Source organism: Marinobacter bryozoorum (genome assembly GCF_023156245.1).
In the GTDB taxonomy this organism is placed as follows: domain Bacteria; phylum Pseudomonadota; class Gammaproteobacteria; order Pseudomonadales; family Oleiphilaceae; genus Marinobacter; species Marinobacter bryozoorum.
Map to the genome: position 1 here is coordinate 1 of NZ_JAKZAH010000048.1, position 24,697 is coordinate 24,697.

Below are 24,697 nucleotides of genomic sequence, written 5' to 3' on the forward strand. Positions count from 1 at the left end.
TTGCGCTCATCATCAACACCTGTAGATTTGCGTTTAGTGTAACGCTACCAGGCGTCTACCGTATCGGGGGCTTGCCACTACGACCTTATAGGTATCCTCCGGGTCATCTCCGTAGAAGTCTCCCATGAAACCGTAAGAACCGCGGAGGCTGATGTCATACACGCCGGCAAACTTTTTACCAAGCTGAGCAGCGACTTCAGTACCAAGGGTTGAGCCGTTGGCCTGAGCAGCGCTGTCGGGCGCGTCGTCGGCAGCGCGGAAGTATCCTGTGCCGTACTTCAGGTAGTAGTCGTTGGAAAGTTCCTGATCACCCGAGACTATCAGCCCCATCAGACCGTATCCCTGGTAAGCTGCGTCATAAACTGACTTGGCCCCCTGGGAACCATTGTTGTAGTAGTAGTCTGTTCCGAAGATTTGCAGATTGCTGCTATTCAGCTCCCAGCCTGACTGGTTTGCCGCGAAGCGATCTGCACCATTGCTGCTGTCATCAGCCGGAATGTAGATGCCGTGAATCTTGAGGCTTGCGTTGCCCCAATGCCTCTGGGCATACAGATTCAACATGTACGTGTCGCCATCTGTTGCGTCAGAGTCACGCCCGGACGACTTTTTGTAAAGTACCGAGCCGCTATAGGCCATTTTGTTATAGGTAAAATCGGCGTAGGCACCGAAATAGTTGTCATCCGTTCGAGCCGCCGTACCATTCAGAGCAGCCTGACTGCTGTTGCTGATCTGAGCTCCGGTAAGGCCGTAGTGGAAAACCTCGCTGGGATGAAGTTCGGCACTCAACATGTAGAAGTCCACGTCGTCCGCAGAATCTCTATCGTTTTCTTCCCACTTGAACCAGCCACCTGTCAGCGTGGCCATACCAACATTGCCCGCAAAGGAGACGCCATTCATGTCGTCGTTGGTAACAAAGCTCTCGTACTTGCCGAAGCCATACCCCTGGATGCCCGCTCGCACCTTCCAGTCGCTGTTCGGCACCTTCAGTTCAGCGTAGGCATTTTTGGTCTCAACGCCAACGCCGTCGGCGCTGAGTTTGCCGCAATTGTCACCCTGGCAGCTTCCCTTCTCACCCCAGGGAGAATCGACCTCACCGTACCAAACCAGGCTCACGTTATCGTTGAGGTCGCCGGTGATCTTTGCACGCAGGCGCTGGTCAACAAAAGCAGTACTGTTATCGTCGGTCGTATCTAGGCTTTCTGAGGTCGCCTGCAGGCGGTAATAACCGTTCACCGTGAAGGGGGAATCGCCTTTCTTGAGCTCTTCCACTTCAGCCGTCAGTTGATTTATTTCAACCTTCAGGTCTTCTACGGTTGGTGACGCACGCCCGACCGGCTCCGCGGCCAACGCCGGTGTTGCTACTAAAGCTATCGCCAGCGGAGCGCTTATTGATTTGAAGATTTTGCTCACCTGAAACTCCTTATTTTATTTTTCGTATCGACAACGGTTTGTTGCCTCAGAATGGATGTGCCAGTTAAACGCAGTTCATCTTGACGCACAAACCTGAAACGAACATGAAATTTCAGCTAAAATTCATTTCTCCCACTTTTTATGTAGACGCCCTGCCAATAAGATCTGACGACATATCACATAGGCGATTTAGGCCCTTAGTGCTGGGTGCGATGGCTTTAACCGGCCAGATAATTCAATTAGCTTTGTGGAGGCTAGCAACATTCCCAGGGTTGGGAAGACTTGGCTAGTATTCAATTGGAAATGGCGATTTCAACTTCGGCTGCCTGAAATTAATAGATTAGTTGGATAGATTATGCATTGTTCAAGTCGACTATCCCGTAGAGGCTGGTTCCTGTTTTTTTTAATTTGGTCTGTCAGCTTTTTGCTGCATTTTTTTTGGGAAATGATCCAGGTGCCTTTCTTTACAGGGATGATGGAGGCATCCCATGGTGCGGTAGTCTGGCTGTGCACGCGGGCGGCAATCGGTGATGCCAATATTGCACTATTTGCCTATGGCATTGCCGCCGCGGCAACTAAAGATGGCTTTTGGATACAGGGACGGTGGCGCCGCCATGTTTTAGGAGTGTATTTTGCTACCGGTCTGCTTATAACGATAGTCTTTGAAGCATGGGCCACAGGCGCAGGCCAGCGCTGGAGCTACAATGATTCTATGCCCCTGTTACCCTTTATTGGCACAGGTATTGCGCCTCTAGTGCAGTGGATTATCGTTCCAACAGTCTCGCTCTTTGGTCTGCGTTGGCTCTATAGAGGCTGGCTTGATCTCAGACGTCAGGGCGGTGATTACTCTCGGCAATAAATAATGGGCTTCGGCCATCATGCAAACGGCCCTACAAACACTTGCGCAAATACACCCAAAAGGAGTGTGGCAGTCAGCGCTATTATCAGTACGGCTTTCAACCAGATATCAGTTCTAGCCACCACGACATTCCCTTGCCTGTACATCGGCACAACGAGGCGCAGATAAACTGCCAGCGAGAGTACGCTATTGATGATCGCCACCACTGCCACCCAGGTGTACTGCACGTCGATGACTGCGGCAAACAAAAGGAACTTGCCGACAAAACCCGCCAATGGGGGAATCCCAACCAGCGATAGCAGAAAGATAACCATTGCGAGGCCAATAAGCGGCTGGGCGCGACCCAATCCGTCAAAATCGTTCAGAGTCCGTCCAGTACTGGCGGCAACGGCGAAAGCGCCCAGGTTCATGGCCGCATAGGCTGCGGCAAACAGGATGATGGATGGCAGCGCAAGCTCACTTGCGCCGACTGCGAGGATGCCCAGAAGAAAATAGCCGGATTGGGCAATCGACGAATAGGCAAGCAGCCGAATCACGTTAGTCTGAGCAAGCGCGGCCAGGTAGCCATAGGTCATGGTCAGAACAGCCAGACCGGCGATGATGGCGGTCCAACCACTTTCCGGGGGTAGATCGCGAACCACCTGAGCGAGTGCGAACAGAGCACCGATCTTGGGCACCACTGACAGGTAGGCCGCTATTGACAGTGGCCCACCCTCATAGGCATCTGGCGCCCAGAAATGGAATGGAACCAGCGAGGCTTTGTAACCCAGACCGACAACCACCGCCACGAACCCAAGAAGAACCGCCATTGGCATGGTATCCATACCAGGAAGATCCGCGAGTAACGTGGATCCCGCAGCGCCGAACCAGTAACTCAGGCCGAAAATCATGATCGCACCTGTGACCGAGGCGAACACGAAAAACTTCATGGCGGCCTCTGTGGCAGGGTCGGTATCCGGGTAGGCAACCAAGGCAAAGGTGGCCAGGCCCGTTAATAATGTACCCAATACAAGGAACATCGTATCACCCGCGCCTGCCAGAACGAGCGCGCCGATGGTGGCAAAGCAAAGCAGGCTGTAAACCGTGCCCTCTCGCACGGTGCCTCTCACATCCACTCTCGCCAAAAATATGGCGAGGATGGTGGCCGGCAGCAGAATGAGTTTGGCCCACACACTGAGCTCGTCAACCCGGAAACTGCCACCAAACACCGTTGTGTCCTCACCAATCAGACTGACGGTCAGACCCGTGGCAACGATCAGACCGCTAACGGCGACCAGCAGCGCAATTTGCGGCCTACGCAGCATTTCCGCGATCAGCGCACCGACAGCCGTCAACAGTACGGCAATTTCAGGAATCAACAGTGCAAGATCACGAGCCATCACAGTGCCAGCGCCGATGTAGTGCGGTGGATGATACCCAGCACCCAGGAGGGTGCCACGCCAGTGCCGACAGTGAGCACCAGCAATGGCCCCACAGCAAGCCACTCACGAGCGCTCAAATCAGGCATGGACTGCCAGCGCTGCCGGGGCTCGCCCAGAAAGGTTTCCCGCAGTGCTTTGAGAAACGTACCGGCAATAATGGCAATACCCAAAATCACAACCACCGCGGCAGGCGAAGCGCTTAAAGTGGCAAGAAATATCTGAAACTCGGCCGGAAAGTGCGCCAGCCCGGGCAAGCCCAGCGATGCAAAGGCCGCCAACACAAAGGTCCAGCCGAGCATTGGGACCGTCTTGAGCAACCCACCCAATTCGCCCATTTCACGGGTGTGGGCACGGTCCTGGATCATGCCCACCAGCAAGAACAAGGCACCGGTAACCAGTCCATGGCTGAACATCTGCAATACCGCACCATCCAAAGCAACAGTTCGCACCGAGGGATCCAGAGTTATTGCCGCCACGGCCACACCGACAATGACATACCCCATGTGGTTAACCGACGTATAGGCGACCAAGCGTTTCAGATCACTCTGGGCCAGAGCGGCAAAAGCCCCGTAGAGCGCGCTGACAACACCGAGAATCAGAACAACAACGCCCGCTTCACGGAACGCATCGGGGGTCATTTGCAGAGCAAATCGAACCAGCCCGTAAGTGCCGAATTTCAGCATGACGCCGGCGAGGATGACGCTGCCGACGGTCGGCGCCTGCACGTGTGCGGCGGGCAACCAGGTATGCAGGGGCACCGCGGGGATCTTTACCGCAAAGGTGATCAGCATAGCGATCAATGCCCACATGGCCGCCGCGCCCTCCAGGGGGGGATTCTCAATCCAGGCTCGCATGTCGAAGGTCGGTTCGGGGCTGCCCAGATAAAGCCCGAGGATAGCAAGCAGAAGCGGCAGACTTCCCAGCAAGGTGTATATAAAAAACATCAACGCTGCCCGTTGCCTGTCTTCGTGGCCCCACCCGGCGATCATGAAATACATGGAGACAAGGGAAACCTCGAAGAAGACGTAGAACAGGATACCGTCGAGGGCTGTAAAGGTACCGATAGACGCAGTTTCCAGAAGAAGTACCAGAGCAATATAGGCGCGCGGACGTTCACGAAGCGACGACGTATAGATCACAGCAACCAGGAAAAGAACAGCGCTCAACAGCACCAAAGGCAGACTGATCCCATCAACTCCAACCCGGTAGGCGGCACCGATGGCTGGTATCCATTGCAGCTCTTCGACCTGGGAAAAGCCTGCACCGCTCGCACCCTGAAACCACATGGACAGAGCACCGATCAGTGTAAGGGCGGCGGTAATAATCGCTATGACGTGTACCGTACGCGTTGCGGGCTTCGGAAGACACAGAATCAGCACCGCGCCGACCAGTGGCAAAAACAGGGTGAGCGAGACAAGTGGTAACATGAATATGGGTTTCCTCTAAAAGCTCGTCGATGAAGCAAAAAGCAGAACAGCCAATGTGACGGCGATTGCGACCGCACTGATCGCCAGGCTATGATGGATAAAGCCGCTTTGGAGGTTTCGGGCTAGCGCACCCAGTGCACGCACAGCCGCCACCAGGGCGAAAATCAGGCCGTCGATACGGCGTTCATCTCCAAACCGCACATAGGTCGCGACCCTCAGGCTCACCCTGCCCACGCAAAGCACAATCTTGAACAAGCCCCGCTCCGCTCGCTCGCTCGCAGAGGCAAGGAAGAGACCGGCGCGCCCAAGAGAAAGCACAGCTTCATACAGACGCCCTTCCAAACGCTCACATCCTCGGGCCACAGCCATTGCGGGCCTACCGACCCAGACCGTAAGCCCACCGCCAACGGAAAGTCCGCGTCGCGCCCACGGATAAACCGGCCCTAGCAGGCGGGGAGCCGGCACGAGCCAGCCCAGGCCGAGGCCGCACGCGGCAGCAAGAAGCCCAAGGAGCACGGCCAATGTGCCTGCGGTGACGGCGGGCAGATCAAGAACGGCCTCGATGGGGCCGAAGGCCAGGCCGAGAATCGTGGCAGGGACCGCCAACCCCCAAACGCCCAAAGTCATCCAGGCACTACCGGCAACCGGGCGGGTTTCTCCGGAGCCTCGCCATAGCAGGCACAAGGCCCGGGCCATATAGCCGCCGGTCAGCAGGGCACCGGCCAGCGCCAGGGGGCCGAGCCAGGCGGTGCCCTGCGCAGACAGGGCGGCGGCGATTACCGCGTCCTTGGAAAAGAACCCACTCAGTGGAGGGATACCGGCCAGTGCCAGCGCTGCCAGCACAAAGCCGGCAAAAGTCCAGGGTCTGTCACGACCAACACCCTCCAACTGATCGAACCCGGTACCCCCGCGGGCATGCTGGAAGTCTCCGGCGGCAAGAAACAGGGTGCTCTTGATGGCGGCGTGGGCGAGCAAATGCAGGAGGGCCGCCAGCGGAACGCCGGCTCCAACCGCAACCAGCATCAAGCCATATTGACTGGCAGTGGAAGCGGCAAGCAGGCGTTTGAGATCACGCTCGGCAAGTGCAATAACTCCGGCCGCCACCGTGGTAACGCCGCCGACAAGTCCGACGACGAGCAACACCTCCGGTGTCAGCAGCGGGGCCGAACGGATCAGCAGGATGGCACCCGCCGCCACCAGGGTGGCCGAGTGCAGCAGCGCCGAAACCGGTGTCGGCCCCGCCATCGCGCGCATAAGCCAGTCCTGCAAGGGGACTTGGGCCGACTTACCCATGGCGGCCAGCAGCAACAAAAGCCCCGCGGCAGTCGAGGCACTGCCGCCGGCCTCCAGGGAGGCGGCAATCTCGCTGGTACCGGCCGACCCAATCAGCATAAATACCGCCACGTACAAACCCAGATCGGCGCTACGAGTGTAGAGGAAGGCGCGACCGGCGGCATCCGCGGCCTCGGGCCGCTGGAACCAAAAGCCAATCAGCAGGTAACTGCACAAACCGATCAACTCCCAGACCGCCAGCAACAGAACCCAGTCGCCGGCCAGCACCAGCGACTGCATAGCGGCCAGGAACAGGGACATTACTGCGTAGAAGCGGCACAGGCCGGACTCCCGCTTCATATATCCGACTGCATAAATCAGCACGAACGTGCCCACGGTGGCCACCGCCACCGCCAGCAGTGCTGTCATAGGTCCGGCGACCAATCGAAGTGGCATTTCCGGCAGACCGGGCAGAAGCAGGGTTTCGGTCTGCCCGCCGGCGACCCGGGCCAGTAGCCAGAGGCTGCCGCCCAGACTTAACGTCGCCCCGCCGAGGGCCATCGTCGCGAGGCCCCGGCGCAGAACCAGCAACGCCAGGGCGGCGATCAGTGGTGGCAATATCGGTAGAAGCACTGCACTCATCCTTTCAGGTCCCCGGCTTCTTCCATTTCAACCGAGCCCTTGGCCCGGAAACGCGCAATCGCGACACCGAAGCCAACCGCCATTTCGACCGCCATGACGGTCATCACCACCAGCACGAACATCTGGCCGGAGTAGCTTTCGGGGTGCAGAAAACGCCAGAAGGCGACCAAGTTCACCAACGCGCCTGCAAGAATCAGCTCCACCCCCATCATGATCATAACCAGATTGGTCTGGGACAACGCGCCATAAACACCAATGCCGCACAGGATTGCACCGGTTACAAGCGCCACGATCAGGACGAGAGTCATTCCGTATCCTCCTTGTCAGCACTATTGGCCGTCGTTTGCACCGGTATCGCCACCGCCGTGGCCGCAATCATCGCGGTCAAAATAGTGATACCGGCGGTTTCGAAGATCAGCATGGAGCGACCCAGCAATTCCATGCCCAGCGCCCGTGTCTGCATCGCCGCATCCGGCGCCTCGGCCGTTACAGGTCCCCAATCGGCCCAAAACGCGACCACTATCGCAACACCGGCAGCGACCACGCCAGCGCCAATTGAAAAGCGCTTCTGGTGGGTCATATCCATGCCCCCCATCCCGCCCGGGTCCATCATGAACATCACCATGAAAATGGCCATGATGCTCATCTCCGTCGCCATCATCATGATCTGCAGCACGCCCAGGAATTCGGTCTGCATCGCCAGGAACATGCAGCCGACGGCAGTCTGAGAAAACAACAGCGCCAGCGCGGAACGCACCATGGACGAGGTGCGAAACACCACCACGCCGAAGCCGATGGCGGCCAGCCCGAAAACGGCAACAAAAAAAGCCTGAGCGTACATTATGGAACCACCAGAACCAGTAAACCGACAACAATGATATTGAGCAGTGCCAGGGGAATCCCCAGGGTCCAGCACCACCGCATCAGATCCGCCTCGCGAATGCGCGGCAGATAGCGACCGGCCAGGAGCATCGACACGGCCACGGCCAGGGTCTTGATCAGGCTCCAGGCCCAGGGAGGCAGCAGCGGCCCATGCCAGCCGCCGAGGTAGAACACCGTGGTCGCGGAAGCCAGCGTGATCACCAGCGTCAGCCTGGCCAGGCGCAACACCGCCAGGCGCACGCCGGTGTATTCCGCGTCCACACCCCCGCCCAGTTCCCCGGGTGCGGTTGGCAGATCAAAAGGCGCACGAAACGCCAGCGCCATGGCGGCAATGAAAAACAGCACGAAACCAAGCGGCTGATAGACAATGTTCCACAAGCCGTCTTGGGAGACAACGATCACCGTGGTCACCAGGGATTCGGCGCGCATCGCCACCGCAGTTATGGGCATGACAATAAGCATGGCGTAGGCGATGAGCTGGCCAAGGAATCGCCAGCCGCCGATCATGGCGTAGGCGCCATTCGGGCCCCAGCCGGCCATGATCAGCGCCACCAGCACATAGGCAAGCGCCGCGTTGATGAACAGCGCACCGGTAGCCAGATCCGCGATCACCAGGGTCGGCGCCAGAGGCAGAACCGCCGCGCCAAGCACCGCGACGATCAGCAGTAGCACCGGCGCCGTCTCGAAAAAGACCCGGTCCGGCGTGCGCGGTACAATGGATTCACGACCGAGGTGCGCCAGGCCGCTGAGTAGGGGCGCGGCCGGACGCAGGCGGCCCGTTGTCGTCCAGCCCTCGACCACGGCGAGCAGCCAGACGCTACCAAGCAACGCAAGCAACACGATGACGAAGTTCACGAGATCACCTCCCAGGGCGAAAGGTCAAGTGATCCGACCGCCACCAGTGCGTCGCCCAGTTCCCGGCCCTCGACAAGCTTTGCGACCAGGCCGATATGGTGACTGCAGGCGGTGTCCAACCTGTAGGATTTCACCTGGCCGTGTTCCAGAATCAGGCTCAGTTGAGCCTCGCCGCGCGGGGTTTCCACGGTGGCCTCACCGGTGCCTGATCCACGCCCGATGTTTCGCAAAACAGGTAGCCCCGGCTCCCCGGTTGCCTTGATGTAGTCGAGGCTCGTGATGATTTCGTCCAGGCGCTGCCACAGGCGCGCCCAGGCATCTCCGGCGTCGTCAGCAGCGCGCGCCACGGGGCCACTCAGGCCCGCAGTGCCCGATGGCAGTACGCCGATCCCCTTCAATCGCGATTTGAGCAAAGGCGTTCGCCCAAGACGAGCCGCCAATGCCTGCAGAGCGGGCGTCAGTTCCACAAGCCGTTTTCCACTGGCGCGGCGGATCTCCAGTTGCAGGGTTGCGGCACGATCCGTCAACCAGGCGAAGCCGAGCTGGCGCCCCGTTTGCGCCAGCCAACCCAGGTGACTGGCGATGCGCTCACATTCAAGCGCCACAGCCCGGGCCTGATCGGTTGCCGAATCGTTCTCCAGACCAGCCGCCCGCTCGATTGCCAGGCAGGCCAGCAGTCGGTAGCTCACGCTGGCCAGTGGCATGGCCGACGCCAGGCGCTCGATAAAGGTCTCGGCGTCGATCTCCTTGCCTTCTTCACTCTCATTGATCATGCCCACCAAGGATGTGGCCTGTCCTTCTGTTACGCCGTCACCGTCAAGAGTCAGCGTCAACTTGAGCCCACCAGGCAGACCGGGGAAAACCGGACCGAACGGCACCTCCATCCAGTCCATCGCCAACCCGTCGGCGCTACGAGGCAGGTCCTTGGTCACTTCAATCATGGACATGAATCCCGAGGCGCCGTGGTCATGCCCACCATGATCATGACCACTATGACCGTGACCTACATGATCATGGCCACCATGTTCGTGGCTATCATGACCGTGCTCACTGTGATCATGCCCCGAATTTTTCTCCTCCGCGTCGCCGTCGGACTCATCGTGCTGGTGCTTGTGTCCGTGATCATGATGGTTTTCGTGCGAGTGCTGATGACCCTCGTGCTGCTCGTGATCGTGCTCATGCGAATCATGATGGTCATGGCAGTGACCATGATGGTGTTCGTGTTCATGGTGTTCGTGCTGCTGCGCATGATCATGATGCTGGTGTTCGTGCTCATGGTGCCGGTGCTCGCGATGATCGTGCCCATGGTCATGCTCGGGGGCCGGCTCCCCTGCCTCCCGGGCGACCAGGTCCATGCCACACTTGGGGCAACTACCCGGCTCGTTCTGGACAACTTCCGGGTGCATGGGGCAGACATACTCTATCCTGGCGTGCAGAACAGGGGCGTCGAAATCCTCGGGGGAGTCTGAGAATGCGCCCTTGGCCAGCGCGCGCTTCAACCAGTCAACCGCGTCGATCAGACCGGCTTGCGAAACACCCGCGGAAAAATCAGGGTCCGGTAGCGTTGACGGCGTCTGTCCGCCCAAAATGACAATGGCTCGCGGCCTCGGCATCTGCGCATAGAGCACCGCCACGGCCTCGTTCATTTTCTCTGAAAGCTCGCCGATAATCAGGAGCACGCTCGCATCGCGAGGTGTCGCGGTGATGCGCATACCTGCCGCTGTCACATCCAGGCCATGGGACAGTGCCACTTCAGGCCCCGGGACGATCAGGCAGCTCAGGTTGCCCGCGAGAGCCCGGGAAACCCACTTCTGAAGTACCGTGAACCGCCCCTGCCGCTGGCGCGCGCCCGTAATGGTCATTGTTGGGTCAGAAATCATTGCCGCCTCAATGCCCCCTGACTCCAGCCGTAGAGCAGACCAAGAAAGAGAATGGCAAGAAACACGCCCATGTCATACAAAGCGACTAACCCTACTTCCCTGTATACAACAGCCCACGGGTACATGAACGCCATCTCCATGTCGAAGGCCAGAAACAGCAACGCGTAGCCGTAGTACCGTGCATGGTAGCGTCCCCAGACCGGGTCTCGAGACAAGGCTCCGGAACTCGCCGGCACATCCTTGCCCAGTTCCCGGTGTGCCGGGCCAATGGCACGGGCAAGCCCATACAGAGCCAGAACGGTAGCTGCAATGCTGAGCACCAGGGCAAGCAGCAGACTGTACTGCTCCAAAACACTCATCATCTAACCCTCAAGTCGCTCAACCGAATATGTCCTCCGATTATTTTCTCCAGAGACAAGATCAATATGGACTTAACTCGCTTCCTGGTTCCGCATGGGCGAAACGTACTTCCTGAGTGAATAGAGGCTGAATCACTCGCCCCCAGATATCCCTACTCCAGACCATGATGCTTCCCTTCGTATAACTTAACGTTCCTGATCTTGCCTCCTTCATTGACCAATTCGTAAGCGTTGCCGGACAAAGGCTTTATTTGATTGCAAGAATAATCGCGACCGTACACTGATGTGCAAAACCTACCGTCTTTCACCTCCCACGTTCCGATATAGTGGGTAAGGTTTCCCTGCTGTTCGCGATATTTGGTCATTCCATAGATCGAACCATCAGGATCATAGTACTCATGAAAAGTCCGAGTGCGGAAAGTGTCCTGAGCATCTCGGAATTCCATTTGCACCGTGTTTCCGACGACAACACTAGCAACATCTTCGCCCGAAAGAGCCTCTTCAGCGTGCAAAAATGGCACTTGCAAAAACATCAAACATACGAACAATTTTAGATTTCTTGCTTTCATCTCGTTGTCTCCCGGTTTCATTCAATAATTGTCGTCACATGGACGACAGCATTAAGTCGTATCGTAGGATTGTGAAAAAGAGCTCAACGCATCAGTTGAATTGCAACACCCCATTTATTTCCCACTACGTTCAACAGGCCAGTCACTAAAAGCGATGAAGTAGAGAAGAACCAGATTGACGATGGGGATAAGTATCAAGACGCCCATCCACCCCGGATATCCCGTGCGCTGGCAAATACGCCGGGCCGGTATCACTACCACAATGCCAATCACCAGCATCCAGAGCCAGTGGCCTGCCCACATTGTGTTGCCAAACATATCGCCTTCCATCATGGTACGGTCCTTCCGGTTAACTGCTAATTAGTGGTGATCATGCACATGAGATTCATCACGTCCCGACTGTCCGGTTTCCTGGAACCTTTTCAGAAAAATCTGCTCCGCAGCGGCAATAACAACCATCGTGACAACCGCAACGCCAATCACAAACGGGTCAGAGTTCAGTTTGACCCAGACAAAACCTCCAAGTACGAGCAAATCCAGGAGGATAGCAACCGCTGGCACCCACGCCTTTGCCTTCACATCGCCGCGTAAATAACGAAGGACTCCCCAGTGAATGGCAATATCCATTACCAAATAGAACACGATACCTAGTGCTGCAATCCGGGAGAGATCAAAGAAAGCCGTCAGAACCAGTCCCAGAACCACGGTGTAAACCAGCGTGTGCTTTTGGATACTGCCCGGCATACCGAAATGACGATGGGGAACCAGCCTCATTTCGGTTAACATCGCAAGCATCCGTGAGACCGCAAAAATACTGGCCAGAATGCCGCCGGCGGTGGCCATCATGGCAATGGCAACCGTGAACCAGACCGCGTACTCTCCCAGAGCTGGGCGCGCTGCGGCAGCAAGCGAATAGTCCTGCGTTTCGATGATTTCAGCCAGCGACAGGTTACTGGCCACAGCAAAACCAACCAGGGTGTAAATTACCACGCAGGCCGCGATGGAAATAATGATGGCTCGCCCTACATTCCGCTTGGGATCTATCACTTCGGAACCGCTGTTAGTGATCGTAGTGAAGCCCTTGAAGGCGAGTATTCCAAGTGCCGTTGCACCCAGGAAATTACCCGTTGCTCCGGCTTCGCCCGTGCTTGAAAAGTCGACCAACAGACTGTCGGCAACCCATACACCCACGACCCCGAAAATCAGTATGCCTCCGATCTTCAGGATGCCTATGAAGGAGGCCACCCCCTGAATCATTCGGTTACCGAGCAGGTTGATCAGAAACGCTGCCAGGATCAGGGACACGCCGAGAATGGGCACCATGCGACCGCTTTCATCGCCACCGAACAGCTGCATGGTGTAGGAACCAAAGGTGCGCGCAAGAAAGCTCTGGGCGATCACCATCGAGAAATACATCAGCAGGGCGTTAAACGCCGTCGGCAGCCGGTTTCCATAAGCCTTGTAAAGGTACATGCCAATCCCACCAGCTGACGGGTAGGCATCGGAAATTTTAATGTAGGAATAGGCACTGAAGCTGACGATTACCGCCGCAGCCAGAAACGCCAGCGGAAAAAGCACGCCGGTCATCTGTGCCATCTGCCCGGTCAACGCAAAGATACCGGCGCCAATCATGACGCCGGTACCCAACATAACCGTTCCTGCAAGTGTGAGACTGCCTTCCTTGTAGCGAGTAGTTCTGTCCTGCTCCCTGCTCATCTAACCTCCAGCTATTTTCGTTTCATGGGCGGGATCTTTGAACAGCAAAACGGATCAAGTTTGGCATTGGCACGTACGTTATCATCTGTAAACCGGTACCACGCCAGTTTCCGTTTAGTCCACCACCCCCCCTTCAACCGACCGCCATGTGCTTCAATCGCCTCCAGCAACTCATCGGTGGACCAATGGGTTCCATCGAAGGTGACTTGCAGTTGGTTATTTGCCTTGCGTTCGGCAAAATCTACACAGGGATGATGGTTGAGTTCGTGAATAAAATCAAACCATTCGCCCTCTTCAATACCTTCAACGGCAAGTTTTCGGCGCAGCAGAAACTGCTCTTGGTTCGATGCTTTGTGTGCTTTAGTCATGGGAGAAACCTCTTAGCCTTATCATCTCCCCTCTATGACAACATGCGGACCTGAACTGCGACTGAAAATCAGTGAGGGCTTTCGATGAAATTGATGTACATCAAAAAGAGAGCCAGGACAAAACCTGGCTCGTTATCCCAATCAGAACGCGATGCGGGCACCGATGACGGCAAACCAGTCTTCTGTACCGCCGCCTTCGGCTTTAGCGAGATCTGCGGTATCGCCGTACTTGCGCTCATGCACCACGCCCACGTAAGGCGAGAACGCACGATCGATCAAGTCATAGCTTAACCGGAGGCCAGTTTCGGTGGAAACCAAGCCTTTACCCACGCCAATTTCCTCGTCCTCGCTGAATGCTACCGTTGCATCCAGCGTCGCAGACAGGATCCAGTAGTTAGTGAACAGCAGCTCGTATTCCGCGTCGATCTCGGCAGACGAATCACCATCCTTGCTAACATACAGGTTGGCATCGACCTCAAACCATTGGGGCGCCAGGCCGGCGACACCGAGAACCGCATACGTACGGTCCGGCCCCTCGGGCGTATCGAAACGCACGCCCGCTTTGGCGTCGAAGAACTTGGAGATAGGGATCTGGCCGACCAGCTGGTTTTCCAGCGTTTCGTAGGCCTGCTCCTCTATCTCGTACTCCCCGGTTGTGAGCAGCCGGACTTTAAAGTCGTCGGTGCCATAGAAGGCATCCGCATTCCAGACGCCCAGCTCCTCGTCATCGTCGCTGTAGCGGTACTCAAATTCCTCGAATTGAACGCCCCAGGTTGTGAGCGGCTGTTTTCGAGCGGTCGTGTCGGAGATCATTTCCTGAGCTGTCACCGCCGTTGAGACACCAATAGAGGCAAGGAAGCTGACTGCGACAATTGATCGAATACAGCTCATACCTCACCTCCATCTTTGGCAATCACGTCTGTTTTGGCCTGCGTCGACTCTGGCCCACCTTCAACAATGACCTTGCGGAACATACCAGCGGCCGCGTGATAGGACAGGTGGCAGTGGAACGCCCACTGACCGGGCCCGTCGACCTCGGTTTCCATGTAAACCGTGGTGCCTGGCTGCACACTGACCGTGTGCTTGATCGGGTTCCATTGGTCTGCTCCAACATCGAGAATGGACCACATACCATGCAGGTGCATGGGGTGAGTCATCATGGTCTCGTTCACGAATTTGAAGCGAACTCGCTCACCGTATTTGAGGCGAATCGGATCGGCGTCTTCGTACTTAACGCCATTAATGCTCCAGGTATACCGCTCCATATTGCCGGTCAAACGAAGCTCAATTTCCCGGGTCGGTTCGCGGTCTTCATACAGTGGATCTTGGGCCTTCAGGTCAGCATAGGACAGGAACTTGCCGCCATTGGCTGCCGTGGGTACAAGGCCACTTCCCTTGGCGTAAAAGGGGTCGCTTGGGCCTTCTTTTCCCATCACCATGGAACCATGATCCATGCCGGACATGTCAGAATGATCCATATCTTCCATGTTGGAGTGATCCATTCCGGACATACCTTCCGAGCTGTTCATATCCATGTTCCCATGATCCATGCCAGACATGCTGCCATGGTCCATGCCGGCCATACCGCTCATGTCAGCCATGGTCAGGCGCGCCGGTTCGCGCAGTTGCGGCACGGCCGCTTCCATACCCTCTTCAGGGGCCAATGTTGCCCTGGCATAGCCCGAACGCCCCATGGATTCAGCAAAAATGGTGTAGGCCTGCTCATCTTTCGGACGGACGATCACATCGTAGGTTTCCGCCACACCGATCCGGAACTCGTCCACACTAACCGGCTGAACGTTGTTGCCATCTGCCTGCACAACCGTCATGTCCAGACCGGGGATCCGGATATCAAAGTAAGTCATCGCCGAAGAGTTGATAAAACGCAGCCGAATGCGTTCGCCCGGCTCGAAGATCCCTGTCCAGTTTTGGCTTGGTCCTTTGCCGTTGATCAAGCCCGTAAAGCCATGGATATCCTCAACGTCCGCTTTCATCATCCGCATGCCACCCCAGGCCATACGGTCACTGACGGTGTTCATCAGGCCATTTTTTGACACGTCCGAGAAAAACTCGCCAACGGTTTGCTGCTCGCGATTGTAGTAATCCGGCATCATTTTCAGGTTGCGCATGATGCGGTCACCGGAATGGGGGTGTTTGTCGGTGAGCTGCACCACGTATTCCCGATCGTAGCGAAACGGCTCACGACCTTCAGGCTCGATAACAATAGAACCATAAGCGCCATCTGGCTCCTGGAAGCCTGAATGGCTGTGGAACCAGTAGGTGCCCGCCTGTTGGATTGGGAATTCGTAGGTGAAGGTTTCACCCGGTTTGATACCTGGGAAGCTGATTCCGGGCACGCCGTCCTGATCAAAAGGAAGGATCAAACCATGCCAGTGAATGGACGTCATCTCATCCAGGTTGTTGGTCACGTTGATCTTGACGTTTTCGCCTTCCTTGAAGCGCATCACTGGCCCGGGGGATTTCCCGTTGTATCCAATGCCTTCCTTCACGAAATCGCCGGTATCAATTTTTACCCGGTCGACCGTAAGGTCGTATTCGCCGGCCAGAACCATGGCTGGCATCAGCAGGCTCAAAAGCCCTGTCAAAAAGCGTGGTTTCATCTGTGTTGCTCCGAACTACACGTCATTGAAGCCGGGCCGAGAAACGTGTCTCAGCCCCGCGCTCGCGGACCTCAGTTAAGCGAGTTACTCGAAATTGACCTCACCGTACATCCCGGCCTGATAATGGCCCGGCACGTTGCAGGCAAATTCGATATTGCCTTTATCAGAGAACTTCCATACCACTTCTTTACTTTGGCCCGGTTCCAGCAACACGCTGTTCGGGTCGTCATGCTTCATGGAATGGCCATTCCCCATATCCATATTCATCATGTCGTGGTTCAGCTTGCCGCCCTGGATGACGCCATGCTCAACCATCATCATCATTTCCTCTTGATGAGCTTCGTGCATGTCGGGAGTGCCAACATTGAACTCATGGACGAGGTTTCCCTTGTTTTCCACCACGAAGCGAACGGTTTCACCCGGCTTTACACTGATTTCTTCGGGTTCGTAGTAGTTGTCGTACATCTCGACAGTTATGGTTCGGCTGGCCTCCGACGCTTTGCCAGGTTCACCGCTTGTAGCGCCGTGCCCGTGGCCACCATCATGGGCGCCAGCCGCAAACGCTGTTGCCGACATTGAAAGCGCCATACCCGCTACGAATAGTTTTGATGCATTCATCTTTTTATCCTCTGTAAAATAAAACTCGCGAAAACACTGCTGGATTGAGCCCCAATCTTGAGCAATGTCCAGAATCGGTTGTTACCTTCTCTCACTAACCTGAATTCTTTCTGAAAAACTCGAACTATTTTCCGTTCAGGCTGAATTCAGGTTAATCAGTCACACTTTCGACCGCGGACCATACAGAGAAGGAAAAACTCATGCGTTTACTGCTCGTCGAAGATGACCGCTTGCTTGCTGAGGGTCTGGTCAGGCAGTTGGGAAAAGCAGGTTTCAGCGTTGATACAACTCCCAGTGCCCGAGAAGCCGTCGTTCTGGGTGAGCAAGAGGATTACCGTGCTGTTGTTCTGGACCTGGGTCTACCTGATGGCAACGGGCTGGACGTATTGAGAAAGTGGCGAACGAATCACGTCAGCTGTCCGGTCTTGATTCTGACCGCGAGAGGCGATTGGCAGGATAAGGTTAACGGCTTGAAAGCCGGGGCAGACGATTACCTGGCAAAACCTTTTCAGACAGAAGAGCTAATCGCACGCCTCAACGCACTCGTGCGTCGAAGTGAAGGAAGGGTCCATACTCAGGTTAAAGCCGGCCGCTTTGAACTGGACGAAAACCGCCAAAGCCTCAAGATGGACGACGGCGTGGAACATACACTTACCGGCACCGAATTCCGGCTGCTACGTTGTTTGATGAGCCGCCCTGGCCACGTCTTTTCCAAAGAACAACTAATGGAACAGCTTTACAACTTGAATGATAGCCCGAGTGAAAACGTCATTGAGGCGTATATTCGGAGGTTAAGGAAGCTAGTGGGCAGCGAAACCATCTCAACACGACGCGGCCAGGGGTACATTTTTAATGCGATTCCTTAAAAAGCCTGCGTCCGTAAAAGGAACCTTGCTTGCGCTGTTACTGCCCGCCGGAATTGGTCTAATGGGGGTAGCGTGGTTGGTCCATGGTTTGCTACTCGACCGAATGTCCCGGGAGTTCGTTGAAAGCCGACTGAAAGATGAAGTCGCTTTCCTTGAACACCAGATTCGCGACGCGAATGGTGAAGTTGACACTCTCCAGACGGGCGATTATTTCCAGGATGTTTTTCATCATGCCTTTGCCATACATACACCCGAACAGACCATCATTTCACCCGATACTTGGGAGCCCTTGTTAACGCCTCTGATTGAAAACGAAGAAGACGGAACCGTTCGCGTAGAAGATGCCGAAACCACTGATACTCCCTTAGACATCCTCGCCTACCGAAAGTCTTTTCAGGTCGGTGAAACACCCATCGTCGTAATCGTTTCTGAAGATCTGGGTGCGCTGAAACGCAGCCAAGCTGCACTTCATGCCTGGACCGCCGTAGTATCAGTTCTGTTGATTATGCTCTTGGTCGCCGTGCTCTGGTTCGGTATCACGATGTCCATGCGACCGGTTGTCACACTCAAAGCCGCATTAAAAAGACTCCAGGACGGAGAGATCTCCCGAATCAACGTTCAGTCGCCAGAGGAGTTCCACCCGCTGGTTCTTCAACTAAATCAGTTGCTGGACTCCTTAGATGAGCGACTGGAGCGCTCCAGGGACGCTCTCGCAAACCTGTCTCATAGCGTCAAAACCCCCATCGCAGCCGTCCGGCAGATACTGGAAGACGACACACGTCCCCTCGACACTACTCTTAGGCACCAGATGGTGGAGCGACTAAGCGATATCGATAGGCAATTAGAGGCTGAAATGCGTCGAAGCCGTTTTGCAGGGCCCCAGATTGGGAAAAGCGCCTACCCCATAAAACAGGCACGGGATCTTTTGTGGATGCTCGGTCGTTTATATCCGGAAAAGTCGTTTGAACTATCGAGTTCTCTGCCTGAAGACAGCCGATGGCCGATAGAAGAACATGATCTTAATGAAGTATTGGGCAACTTACTGGACAATGCTGGCAAATGGTCTTCGAGATGCGTAGAGCTCTCTGTGGAACAAGGCAGCGGCTTCAAGCGAATAGTTGTTGCTGATGATGGCCCAGGGGTTAATCACAAGGATTTAGCCAGTTTGGGCCAAAGGGGTCTGCGGCTAGATGAGCAAACACCTGGGCACGGTCTCGGCCTTGCTATCGTTCGAGATATAGTGACTCGCTATGAAGGTAAAATCAGCTTTTCGACTAAGTCTTGTAGCGGTTTACGCGTTTTTATCGAATTCTCAAAATAAAATAGATTGTAAACATCTCTGTTTTAGTTGCTCCTCGAATTAGGGTTCTCCGCCCGATTGCGTTTTGCCAAGTATTCCAACGGCCGCGAGTCTTTCATTGAATTGGGGGTGGGGAAGGCAACCAGCTCCCGCAGCCGAAGAAAAGGTCCGCTTTTTGATCAAATTCGGTCGTTTTTGAATGTTCGTTCTTGTTTACTAGCGAACCTTCGGCAAGTCATCCCAGCAGGTTGTATACGCCGGAGACAAATGCCCCCGCCGCATCGCATAAGCCGCAGGCCCGGCCTCTCTGGCCATGTAGACCGTCGCCCTCGACTTCCGGTTGATGGTATCCATCACCGCCATCAGGCGTTCCGATCTGCCACTGTCTGGCACCTGCTCCGGGCCGGCTTGGAAGAGATCCTCTTGAACACCCGCTTCTTCCACTAACTCCCCCAACATAACGCCGGCCTTGGCGTAATCCAATCCTTCCCGATACATCGGTCGAAGCAGGTTCAGAGCCTGCTGCACAATAACCCGGGAGTCCTGGCTGGGCTGGATGAGCTTCACGCTGGCACTGCGTGAATACTGCGGCGCTGCAGTTTTGAACGGGTTGGTTCGGATGAACACCATCAGCTCTCCCGCATACTGCTGGCCTCCCCGCAGCTTCTCGGTCGCGCGGGTCGCAAAGTGCGCCACGGCTTCTTCCAGGTCGCTCAATTTCTGAAGGGGCTGACCAAACGATCGGGAGCACATGATTTGCTTCTTCGGGGCCGGCACATCCTCCCACGGAACACAGGGCACGCCATTGAGCTCGCGGGCGGTGCGCTCCAACACCACAGAGAACTGTTTTCTGAGCGTTGCCAGATGGGTATCCGCTAGTTGTAACGCCGTGACAATGTCCATAGCCTGAAGCTTAGCACTGAGTTTTCGCCCGACACCCCAAACCTCCTCAACCGGTACCCGCGCCATCAGCCGCCGTTGCCGGGCGGGGTCCGTCAGATCGACTACGCCTCCAGTGGCTGGGTATTTCTTGGCGGCATGGTTGGCCAGCTTTGCCAGGGTTCGCGTAGGAGCAATGCCCACACAGACCGGTAAGCCGACGTTCTGATACACCGTGTTCCTGACCTCTCGCCCAAAGTCCTCGAAGGACACCACCCGGTCAATGCCGGTCAGGTCCAGAAAGGCTTCATCAATGGAGTAGACATCCACTTTGGGAGCCAGGGCTTCCAGAGTCGTCATCACCCGTCGGCTTATATCGCCGTAGAGCGTGTAGTTGGAGGAAAAGACCTCAATGCCGTAGCGACGAATCTCGGCTTTGATGTGGTGTATCGGCACGCCCATCTTGATACCAAGCGCCTTGGCTTCCTTCGAGCGGGCGACCACGCAGCCGTCGTTATTGGATAAGACCACGACCGGCGTGTACCGGAGATCCGGACGGAACAGCTTCTCGCAAGAGGCATAGAAATTATTGCAGTCCACCAACGCAAATACCGATGGCTTCATCCGGCTTTGGCCTGCTGACGATAGAGCGCCTCGCCCAGCGCCTGGAAATACGCATCAAAGGCCGCATTGATTCGCTCGCGCTGGTTGCCCAAGGGATACAATCCCGACCGGGCTTCATCCGAATGAATGGTGCCGTTGACCAGAAATTGGTTGTGCGGCTCGCGGTCTTCCACAAAGGCTTCGAATGCTCGAGCGCAGAGTTCCTCCGGCCGGGCGTAGTAGAGCACCTTCAACTTCTTGTCCGCTTGCCGGGACGCCTGGAACAGCTCGCTCGGTTGAGTCCCCTCTTCGTTCAGTAATATGGCCTGAAAACACTCACCCAGAAGATCGTTCAACGGATGCGGTTTGCGCTGAATGCTGTCCAGCCAGGCACTCGATGCAAACACGGTGCTCCGGGACGACCGAAAAGCCTTGGCCCCCATATAGTGATCGAAGGCATGAAACCATTCGTGGGCCAGGCTGCCGGCACCGGCATTCTTGGCCAGGGCCAGTTGACGGGTGGCTGGGATGTAGTGAGCCGCCACGCCAGGACGACCGCCAATGCCATATTGGAGACCAAGGATGCCGCGCAGGGAGATGAGCGATTCCGTGCCGTTCAATACCGTCTTCAAATCGCATAGGGCCTGGTAGAAGCGAACGGCGGCCCGATCTCTCTCCGGCTCTGTTACCCAACGGCCCACTTCGATACTGCGGAATTCAAATCGACGCCGGAGAGTGACGAAGGACACAGGCTGGCTGCTTGTCATGACTTACCGCCACGACGCAGCGAGCGGACCACGTTGGTTACCACGCCAAAGACCTCCAGCACGTCGTCCTCCCCCAGAACAATCGGCGCGAAGGCGGGGTTACGGGGCAATAACCGGACGGGCGGTGGGGTCAGTTGCAGTTGCTTGACGGTCATTTCTGATCGGAGACTGGCGATGATGATGTCCCCATGTACCGCCCGCAGGGAGCGGTCGACGACGAGTACGTCGTCCGGGAAGATCCCCGCCTCAATCATCGACTCGCCCTGGACGCGAACAAAGAACGTCGCTGCCGGATGCTCAATGCACAGCTCATTCAGGTCCAGGGTTTTCTCGATGTAGTCTTCCGCCGGCGATGGAAATCCAGCGGAGATGCGCTCCAGGAACAGCGGAATCGAGAGCGCGGATAGGGAATGGTAATCACCTAGCAGAATGCAGGACATGCTGACACCGTATACTGTATATTTGGACAGTAGTCTGGAGAGATAACCCGGGTGAGTCAACCCATAGTCGGGCACACTGTCCTATATGCATGAACCGCTGAAGGTTACCACCTGGCCCGGAGCAAGGCTGCCCCGCAAAAGATGTCGGTTTGCTGCACCGGTTTGGCCAAAATCACTGTCCTCGGCGATTCCAGAAAGGCCTGGCACAAGGGTGTGGTCTCACGATGAGCAATGAGCTCGTCGTTGCTCTCTGAACCCGGTAAGCAGGTACTGCCGGAGAGTTCGCCCCATCGACCTAACCGGAAATGACCGCAAGCGCATGCCCCTCCCAGAATAAAAAGCACATTTTTCCGTCAAAGGATTCCCGTCATTTTGTCGCTTATTAGAGACAACAAGGCTAAAATTCCGTGGTTTGTCGCTAATAAGGTACAAAAATGAAAAGCATCGGGGCAACCATGAGGGAGCAACGCAAGGCGCGGGGACTCACCCAGCAACAGGTCGCCGAACTTGCCCGACTCCCTCGCAGCGAAATCAGTGAAATGGAAAACAATAAGTTTACCGGCTCGATTATTCGCGTCGAACGGGCGGCAGCGGCACTGGGGATGTGCCTGGTATTACAGGTCAAGCGATGGCCGGTGCTGGAGGAGCTGCACAGCTTCTTCAACGAAGACTGAGCGGGTCAGGTCGACGCCGACCAGATAACCAGTCCATCCCTGGCGATTTCCCCCAGTATGGCCGGGTTACTGTACTGCTCCGGATGCTGCCACTGTGATTCCCAGATCGGGAAGGCCTGAATCCGGACGCCTGTTTCCAGTAAAACATCGAAGGCATGGTCAGCCATCGCCAGTTTGGTTTCGACGAAATCGCCCGGCTTACCACTGAGTATCACGGCAACATCGGCATCACTCTCGGCATGGTAGTCGCCCCGGGCCCGGCTGCCGAACAGGATTAACCGGGTAAGGCCGAAGCCGTCCGTGAGGCGCTCACGAAACCGGAGAACTGCATCGCGGATATCGACCTGGTCCTCCATAACGGTCTGCTCCAGTCCGACATTGGGCATCTGCTCCCAGGCTTTGACGTCGTCCGGGGTGGGCGCACTCGGGTCACACTGTTTGACCAGGTCCTTGAATGCGTAGCGCTTGCGGGCTGTCATGACATCACTCCCTATCGCAAAGACCCACGCCGGCCCAGAATAACGGCCGCCTGGATTGTGTCGGAGGCAGGCGTTTTAAAACGTTCCACTGGCTGATACTCACCATCCCAGGGTTGGGCATGGCGGTAGCGAACCAGCTCATGCCGGCTCAGGTCGACGACCTCGTCAAAACCCGTCTCGTACCCTTCTACCAGCACTGGTGTGTCAGGTGGCAGCGTTTGCAGTCGCTCGATCAGCTCTTTAACCGTCATGGCTTGTCTCCCGAAACCTCCAGATCCAGCACAATCGGTGGATTGGTCGGCGTGTAGCGTGCGGTACAGGTGCTGGCGTTTACCAGCCGGGCCTTGCCGAGCTGATATTCACCGTACCCTTCATGGATGTGACCAAAGACATGCGCCCGCACCGACAGTTGCTGCAGGCGATCCCGCAGGTCCTGGCAGCCGACGTTCTGACATTTAAAGCCGACGCTGACCTGGTCTCCGACATCTTTCGGTGGGCCATGGGTGATCAGCACATCGGTATCGTCCGGAATGACCCGCCACCGCTCCCGTAACGGCTCACCACGCGGCAGCATAAAGGCCCAGTCGAGGAAGGTGGGTGTCCAGGGGGACCCCCAGAACCGAAGGCCTTCGATTTCAATGCCACTGTCCTGCAGGTAAATGGCGTTACTCAGGGCAGCCCGGGCCAAGTCCGGGTCTTCCTGGAACACCCAGTCGTGGTTACCGGCGATCACGATTTTGTGTCGGTGCGGCAAGGTGCCCAGCCACTGGTTCAGCTCCTGGACATTCTCCAGAGTTCCCTGACCCAGGCTGTCGCCGGCGTGAATGAGCACATCCCCCTCCGGTATGGCAGGCATACGCCGGTGAAGGCTGTGGGTATCGGAGATGCAGACAATCTTCATGGTGCTTTTCCCCACCCCCGGAGTCCCGCGGGCAGGCTCCTGGCGGTGTTGCCGTGGTTCTGTTCAGGTTTCTGTGGAGCGTCCACGGACGGCGCACCGGGCCAGCGCTGCGGTGGCGTAAACAGCACCGGCTCCAGCGACCAGTCCATAAACGGCAGTAGCCGGACCATGTTGCGCGCATCATCCACGCCCCGGTGGTGATGTCCCTCAAACCCCAGCTCGTGGGCCAGTCCTTTCTTGCGCTTCTGACCGGTACTCCGTCGCCACAGGCGCTTCAGGTTCAAGTGGGGATAGCGCAGCATCGCAGGAATCGCTCCTGTTTGCTGGCTCTGAGCTTCTACATGCAACCGGTCGTAGTTGCCCCAGCAGGTGGCCTCCAGGTCCACAACCAGCAGGGGTGACTCACTCATGACGGGCCTCCTCATTGACCCACGCCAGGATTTGCGAGATGGGCATCAGGGGGACCTGGCCTGTCCTCGCCAGGGTATCAATCCACACCTGGTTGGCTTTGCGGATCACCCGGTCGGTGCCAATGTGACCGGACACCACCGCCGTCACCCCCTCCACCGGATGGTGTTCGCCCTGTGCCCGGTCCCAGGGCCAGGTGCAGTCCATGGCAAACGCCCGGGTATAGGGGCTGGCCTGAACGTCCCCCCAGCTCCGGGCCGGGCTCTGGGCGTGCACCAGGCCGACCTGGTCGTCCCCGTGGGCCAGCGTGATCGTGAGTGGCCAGGATTGTCGGCACCGTGTGGCCAGCGTCCGATGGGTGGCCGGATCAAGCTGGTCTACCCACTCGCCTCCAATCGCGCGATGCCGGGCTTTCAGGCTCGGCTCGCCGGCCCCGGCGATCATCAACAGCTCATGGTTGCCGATAACGCTGTAGACCCAG

29 protein-coding genes and 1 pseudogene are annotated in these 24,697 nt (G+C 56.7%); 5 read left to right on the forward strand and 25 right to left on the reverse strand.

Annotated features, from left to right (window positions below; translation table 11 throughout):
• Positions 1–33: 33 nt before the first annotated feature.
• The gene (locus MLC59_RS17580) at positions 34–1,410 is read right to left on the reverse strand and encodes a hypothetical protein (RefSeq protein WP_248236786.1); all 1,377 of its coding nucleotides are present in this window, start codon (positions 1,408–1,410) and stop codon (positions 34–36) included.
• 355 nt (positions 1,411–1,765) lie between these two features.
• On the opposite strand from MLC59_RS17580, the gene MLC59_RS17585 reads away from it, so the two are divergent.
• On the forward strand, positions 1,766–2,269 hold the full coding sequence (locus MLC59_RS17585) for a hypothetical protein (protein WP_228152684.1): 504 nt from the start codon (positions 1,766–1,768) through the stop codon (positions 2,267–2,269).
• Positions 2,270–2,286: 17 nt separating this feature from the next.
• On the opposite strand, the gene MLC59_RS17590 is transcribed toward MLC59_RS17585, so the two are convergent.
• From MLC59_RS17590 to MLC59_RS17620, 7 genes are read right to left on the reverse strand one after another with little or no spacing between them, the layout of a single operon-like run.
• Positions 2,287–3,648 carry an NADH-quinone oxidoreductase subunit N gene (locus MLC59_RS17590; RefSeq protein ID WP_248236788.1) on the reverse strand — a complete coding sequence of 454 codons (1,362 nt, stop codon included), beginning with the start codon at positions 3,646–3,648 and terminating at the stop codon, positions 2,287–2,289.
• Complete coding sequence (locus tag MLC59_RS17595) at positions 3,648–5,117, reverse strand: complex I subunit 4 family protein (RefSeq protein WP_230714658.1); 1,470 nt, start codon at positions 5,115–5,117, stop codon at positions 3,648–3,650. The genes MLC59_RS17590 and MLC59_RS17595 overlap by 1 nt, the downstream gene beginning before the upstream one ends.
• A gap of 15 nt (positions 5,118–5,132) precedes the next feature.
• Complete coding sequence (locus MLC59_RS17600) at positions 5,133–7,031, reverse strand: NADH-quinone oxidoreductase subunit 5 family protein (protein ID WP_248185540.1); 1,899 nt, start codon at positions 7,029–7,031, stop codon at positions 5,133–5,135.
• A complete protein-coding gene (gene nuoK, locus MLC59_RS17605; RefSeq protein WP_091855030.1) occupies positions 7,028–7,339 on the reverse strand; it encodes an NADH-quinone oxidoreductase subunit NuoK in 312 nt (103 codons plus the stop codon). The genes MLC59_RS17600 and nuoK overlap by 4 nt, the downstream gene beginning before the upstream one ends.
• Positions 7,336–7,872 carry an NADH-quinone oxidoreductase subunit J family protein gene (locus MLC59_RS17610; RefSeq protein ID WP_091855032.1) on the reverse strand — a complete coding sequence of 179 codons (537 nt, stop codon included), beginning with the start codon at positions 7,870–7,872 and terminating at the stop codon, positions 7,336–7,338. The genes nuoK and MLC59_RS17610 overlap by 4 nt, the downstream gene beginning before the upstream one ends.
• Positions 7,872–8,768: a complex I subunit 1/NuoH family protein gene (locus MLC59_RS17615; RefSeq protein WP_248236789.1), complete on the reverse strand. Its 897-nt coding sequence runs from the start codon at positions 8,766–8,768 to the stop codon at positions 7,872–7,874. The genes MLC59_RS17610 and MLC59_RS17615 overlap by 1 nt, the downstream gene beginning before the upstream one ends.
• The gene (locus tag MLC59_RS17620) at positions 8,765–9,709 is read right to left on the reverse strand and encodes a Ni Fe-hydrogenase III large subunit (RefSeq protein WP_053115522.1); all 945 of its coding nucleotides are present in this window, start codon (positions 9,707–9,709) and stop codon (positions 8,765–8,767) included. Before MLC59_RS17620 ends, MLC59_RS17615 begins: the two co-directional genes overlap by 4 nt.
• A gap of 27 nt (positions 9,710–9,736) precedes the next feature.
• Here MLC59_RS17620 and MLC59_RS17625 point away from each other — a divergent pair, with 27 nt between their 5' ends.
• Entirely contained in the window at positions 9,737–10,237 is a 501-nt protein-coding gene (locus MLC59_RS17625; protein WP_248236791.1) for a hypothetical protein, read from the forward strand.
• Here MLC59_RS17625 and MLC59_RS20195 read toward each other — a convergent pair.
• The 9 genes and pseudogenes from MLC59_RS20195 to MLC59_RS17665 all read right to left on the reverse strand — a co-directional run.
• Positions 10,145–10,648 (reverse strand): annotated as a pseudogene (locus MLC59_RS20195) (hypothetical protein); the annotation flags it as partial. The gene MLC59_RS17625 and the pseudogene MLC59_RS20195 sit on opposite strands and share 93 nt — an antisense overlap.
• The gene (locus tag MLC59_RS17630) at positions 10,645–11,010 is read right to left on the reverse strand and encodes an NADH-quinone oxidoreductase subunit A (protein WP_248185546.1); all 366 of its coding nucleotides are present in this window, start codon (positions 11,008–11,010) and stop codon (positions 10,645–10,647) included. The pseudogene MLC59_RS20195 and the gene MLC59_RS17630, both read right to left, overlap by 4 nt.
• 149 nt (positions 11,011–11,159) lie before the next feature.
• Positions 11,160–11,576, reverse strand: coding sequence for a hypothetical protein (locus MLC59_RS17635; RefSeq protein WP_099615971.1), 417 nt, complete (start codon positions 11,574–11,576; stop codon positions 11,160–11,162).
• Positions 11,577–11,690: 114 nt separating this feature from the next.
• Positions 11,691–11,909, reverse strand: coding sequence for a hypothetical protein (locus MLC59_RS17640; RefSeq protein WP_248236793.1), 219 nt, complete (start codon positions 11,907–11,909; stop codon positions 11,691–11,693).
• A 27-nt stretch (positions 11,910–11,936) separates the two neighbouring features.
• Positions 11,937–13,292 carry an APC family permease gene (locus MLC59_RS17645; protein WP_248236795.1) on the reverse strand — a complete coding sequence of 452 codons (1,356 nt, stop codon included), beginning with the start codon at positions 13,290–13,292 and terminating at the stop codon, positions 11,937–11,939.
• A gap of 11 nt (positions 13,293–13,303) precedes the next feature.
• Entirely contained in the window at positions 13,304–13,660 is a 357-nt protein-coding gene (locus tag MLC59_RS17650; RefSeq protein ID WP_092031100.1) for a hypothetical protein, read from the reverse strand.
• Between the two features lie 141 nt (positions 13,661–13,801).
• Positions 13,802–14,551: a copper resistance protein B gene (locus MLC59_RS17655; RefSeq protein ID WP_248236797.1), complete on the reverse strand. Its 750-nt coding sequence runs from the start codon at positions 14,549–14,551 to the stop codon at positions 13,802–13,804.
• Complete coding sequence (locus MLC59_RS17660; RefSeq protein ID WP_282451082.1) at positions 14,548–16,281, reverse strand: copper resistance system multicopper oxidase; 1,734 nt, start codon at positions 16,279–16,281, stop codon at positions 14,548–14,550. Before MLC59_RS17660 ends, MLC59_RS17655 begins: the two co-directional genes overlap by 4 nt.
• 84 nt (positions 16,282–16,365) lie before the next feature.
• Positions 16,366–16,899, reverse strand: a complete 534-nt coding sequence (locus MLC59_RS17665) for a cupredoxin domain-containing protein (protein WP_248236799.1) — start codon at positions 16,897–16,899, stop codon at positions 16,366–16,368.
• A 200-nt stretch (positions 16,900–17,099) separates the two neighbouring features.
• Here MLC59_RS17665 and MLC59_RS17670 point away from each other — a divergent pair, with 200 nt between their 5' ends.
• Together MLC59_RS17670 and MLC59_RS17675 are read left to right on the forward strand one after the other, a co-directional pair.
• On the forward strand, positions 17,100–17,765 hold the full coding sequence (locus tag MLC59_RS17670) for a response regulator transcription factor (RefSeq protein ID WP_091855227.1): 666 nt from the start codon (positions 17,100–17,102) through the stop codon (positions 17,763–17,765).
• Positions 17,752–19,086 carry an ATP-binding protein gene (locus MLC59_RS17675; RefSeq protein ID WP_248236806.1) on the forward strand — a complete coding sequence of 445 codons (1,335 nt, stop codon included), beginning with the start codon at positions 17,752–17,754 and terminating at the stop codon, positions 19,084–19,086. Before MLC59_RS17670 ends, MLC59_RS17675 begins: the two co-directional genes overlap by 14 nt.
• A 195-nt stretch (positions 19,087–19,281) precedes the next feature.
• On the opposite strand, the gene umuC is transcribed toward MLC59_RS17675, so the two are convergent.
• From umuC to umuD, 3 genes are read right to left on the reverse strand one after another with little or no spacing between them, the layout of a single operon-like run.
• On the reverse strand, positions 19,282–20,568 hold the full coding sequence (umuC, locus tag MLC59_RS17680) for a translesion error-prone DNA polymerase V subunit UmuC (RefSeq protein WP_248236810.1): 1,287 nt from the start codon (positions 20,566–20,568) through the stop codon (positions 19,282–19,284).
• Entirely contained in the window at positions 20,565–21,314 is a 750-nt protein-coding gene (locus tag MLC59_RS17685; protein WP_248236811.1) for a CLCA_X family protein, read from the reverse strand. Before MLC59_RS17685 ends, umuC begins: the two co-directional genes overlap by 4 nt.
• Positions 21,311–21,754, reverse strand: coding sequence for a translesion error-prone DNA polymerase V autoproteolytic subunit (gene umuD, locus MLC59_RS17690; RefSeq protein ID WP_248236813.1), 444 nt, complete (start codon positions 21,752–21,754; stop codon positions 21,311–21,313). The genes MLC59_RS17685 and umuD overlap by 4 nt, the downstream gene beginning before the upstream one ends.
• A 434-nt stretch (positions 21,755–22,188) precedes the next feature.
• Between umuD and MLC59_RS17695 the strand changes: the two genes are divergently transcribed.
• Entirely contained in the window at positions 22,189–22,428 is a 240-nt protein-coding gene (locus tag MLC59_RS17695) for a helix-turn-helix domain-containing protein (RefSeq protein WP_248236816.1), read from the forward strand.
• Positions 22,429–22,433: 5 nt separating this feature from the next.
• Here the strand turns inward: MLC59_RS17695 and MLC59_RS17700 are convergent, their stop codons facing one another.
• The 5 genes from MLC59_RS17700 to MLC59_RS17720 form a co-directional block, all read right to left on the reverse strand.
• Positions 22,434–22,907: a nucleotidyltransferase domain-containing protein gene (locus MLC59_RS17700; RefSeq protein ID WP_248236825.1), complete on the reverse strand. Its 474-nt coding sequence runs from the start codon at positions 22,905–22,907 to the stop codon at positions 22,434–22,436.
• A gap of 11 nt (positions 22,908–22,918) precedes the next feature.
• Entirely contained in the window at positions 22,919–23,158 is a 240-nt protein-coding gene (locus MLC59_RS17705; RefSeq protein WP_248236827.1) for a hypothetical protein, read from the reverse strand.
• Positions 23,155–23,808: a metallophosphatase domain-containing protein gene (locus tag MLC59_RS17710; protein ID WP_248236829.1), complete on the reverse strand. Its 654-nt coding sequence runs from the start codon at positions 23,806–23,808 to the stop codon at positions 23,155–23,157. The genes MLC59_RS17705 and MLC59_RS17710 overlap by 4 nt, the downstream gene beginning before the upstream one ends.
• Positions 23,805–24,218, reverse strand: coding sequence for a 3'-5' exonuclease family protein (locus MLC59_RS17715; RefSeq protein ID WP_248236831.1), 414 nt, complete (start codon positions 24,216–24,218; stop codon positions 23,805–23,807). The genes MLC59_RS17710 and MLC59_RS17715 overlap by 4 nt, the downstream gene beginning before the upstream one ends.
• Positions 24,211–24,697: metallophosphoesterase family protein (locus MLC59_RS17720; protein WP_248236833.1), on the reverse strand; the 487-nt coding region annotated here is incomplete at its 5' end. The genes MLC59_RS17715 and MLC59_RS17720, both read right to left, overlap by 8 nt.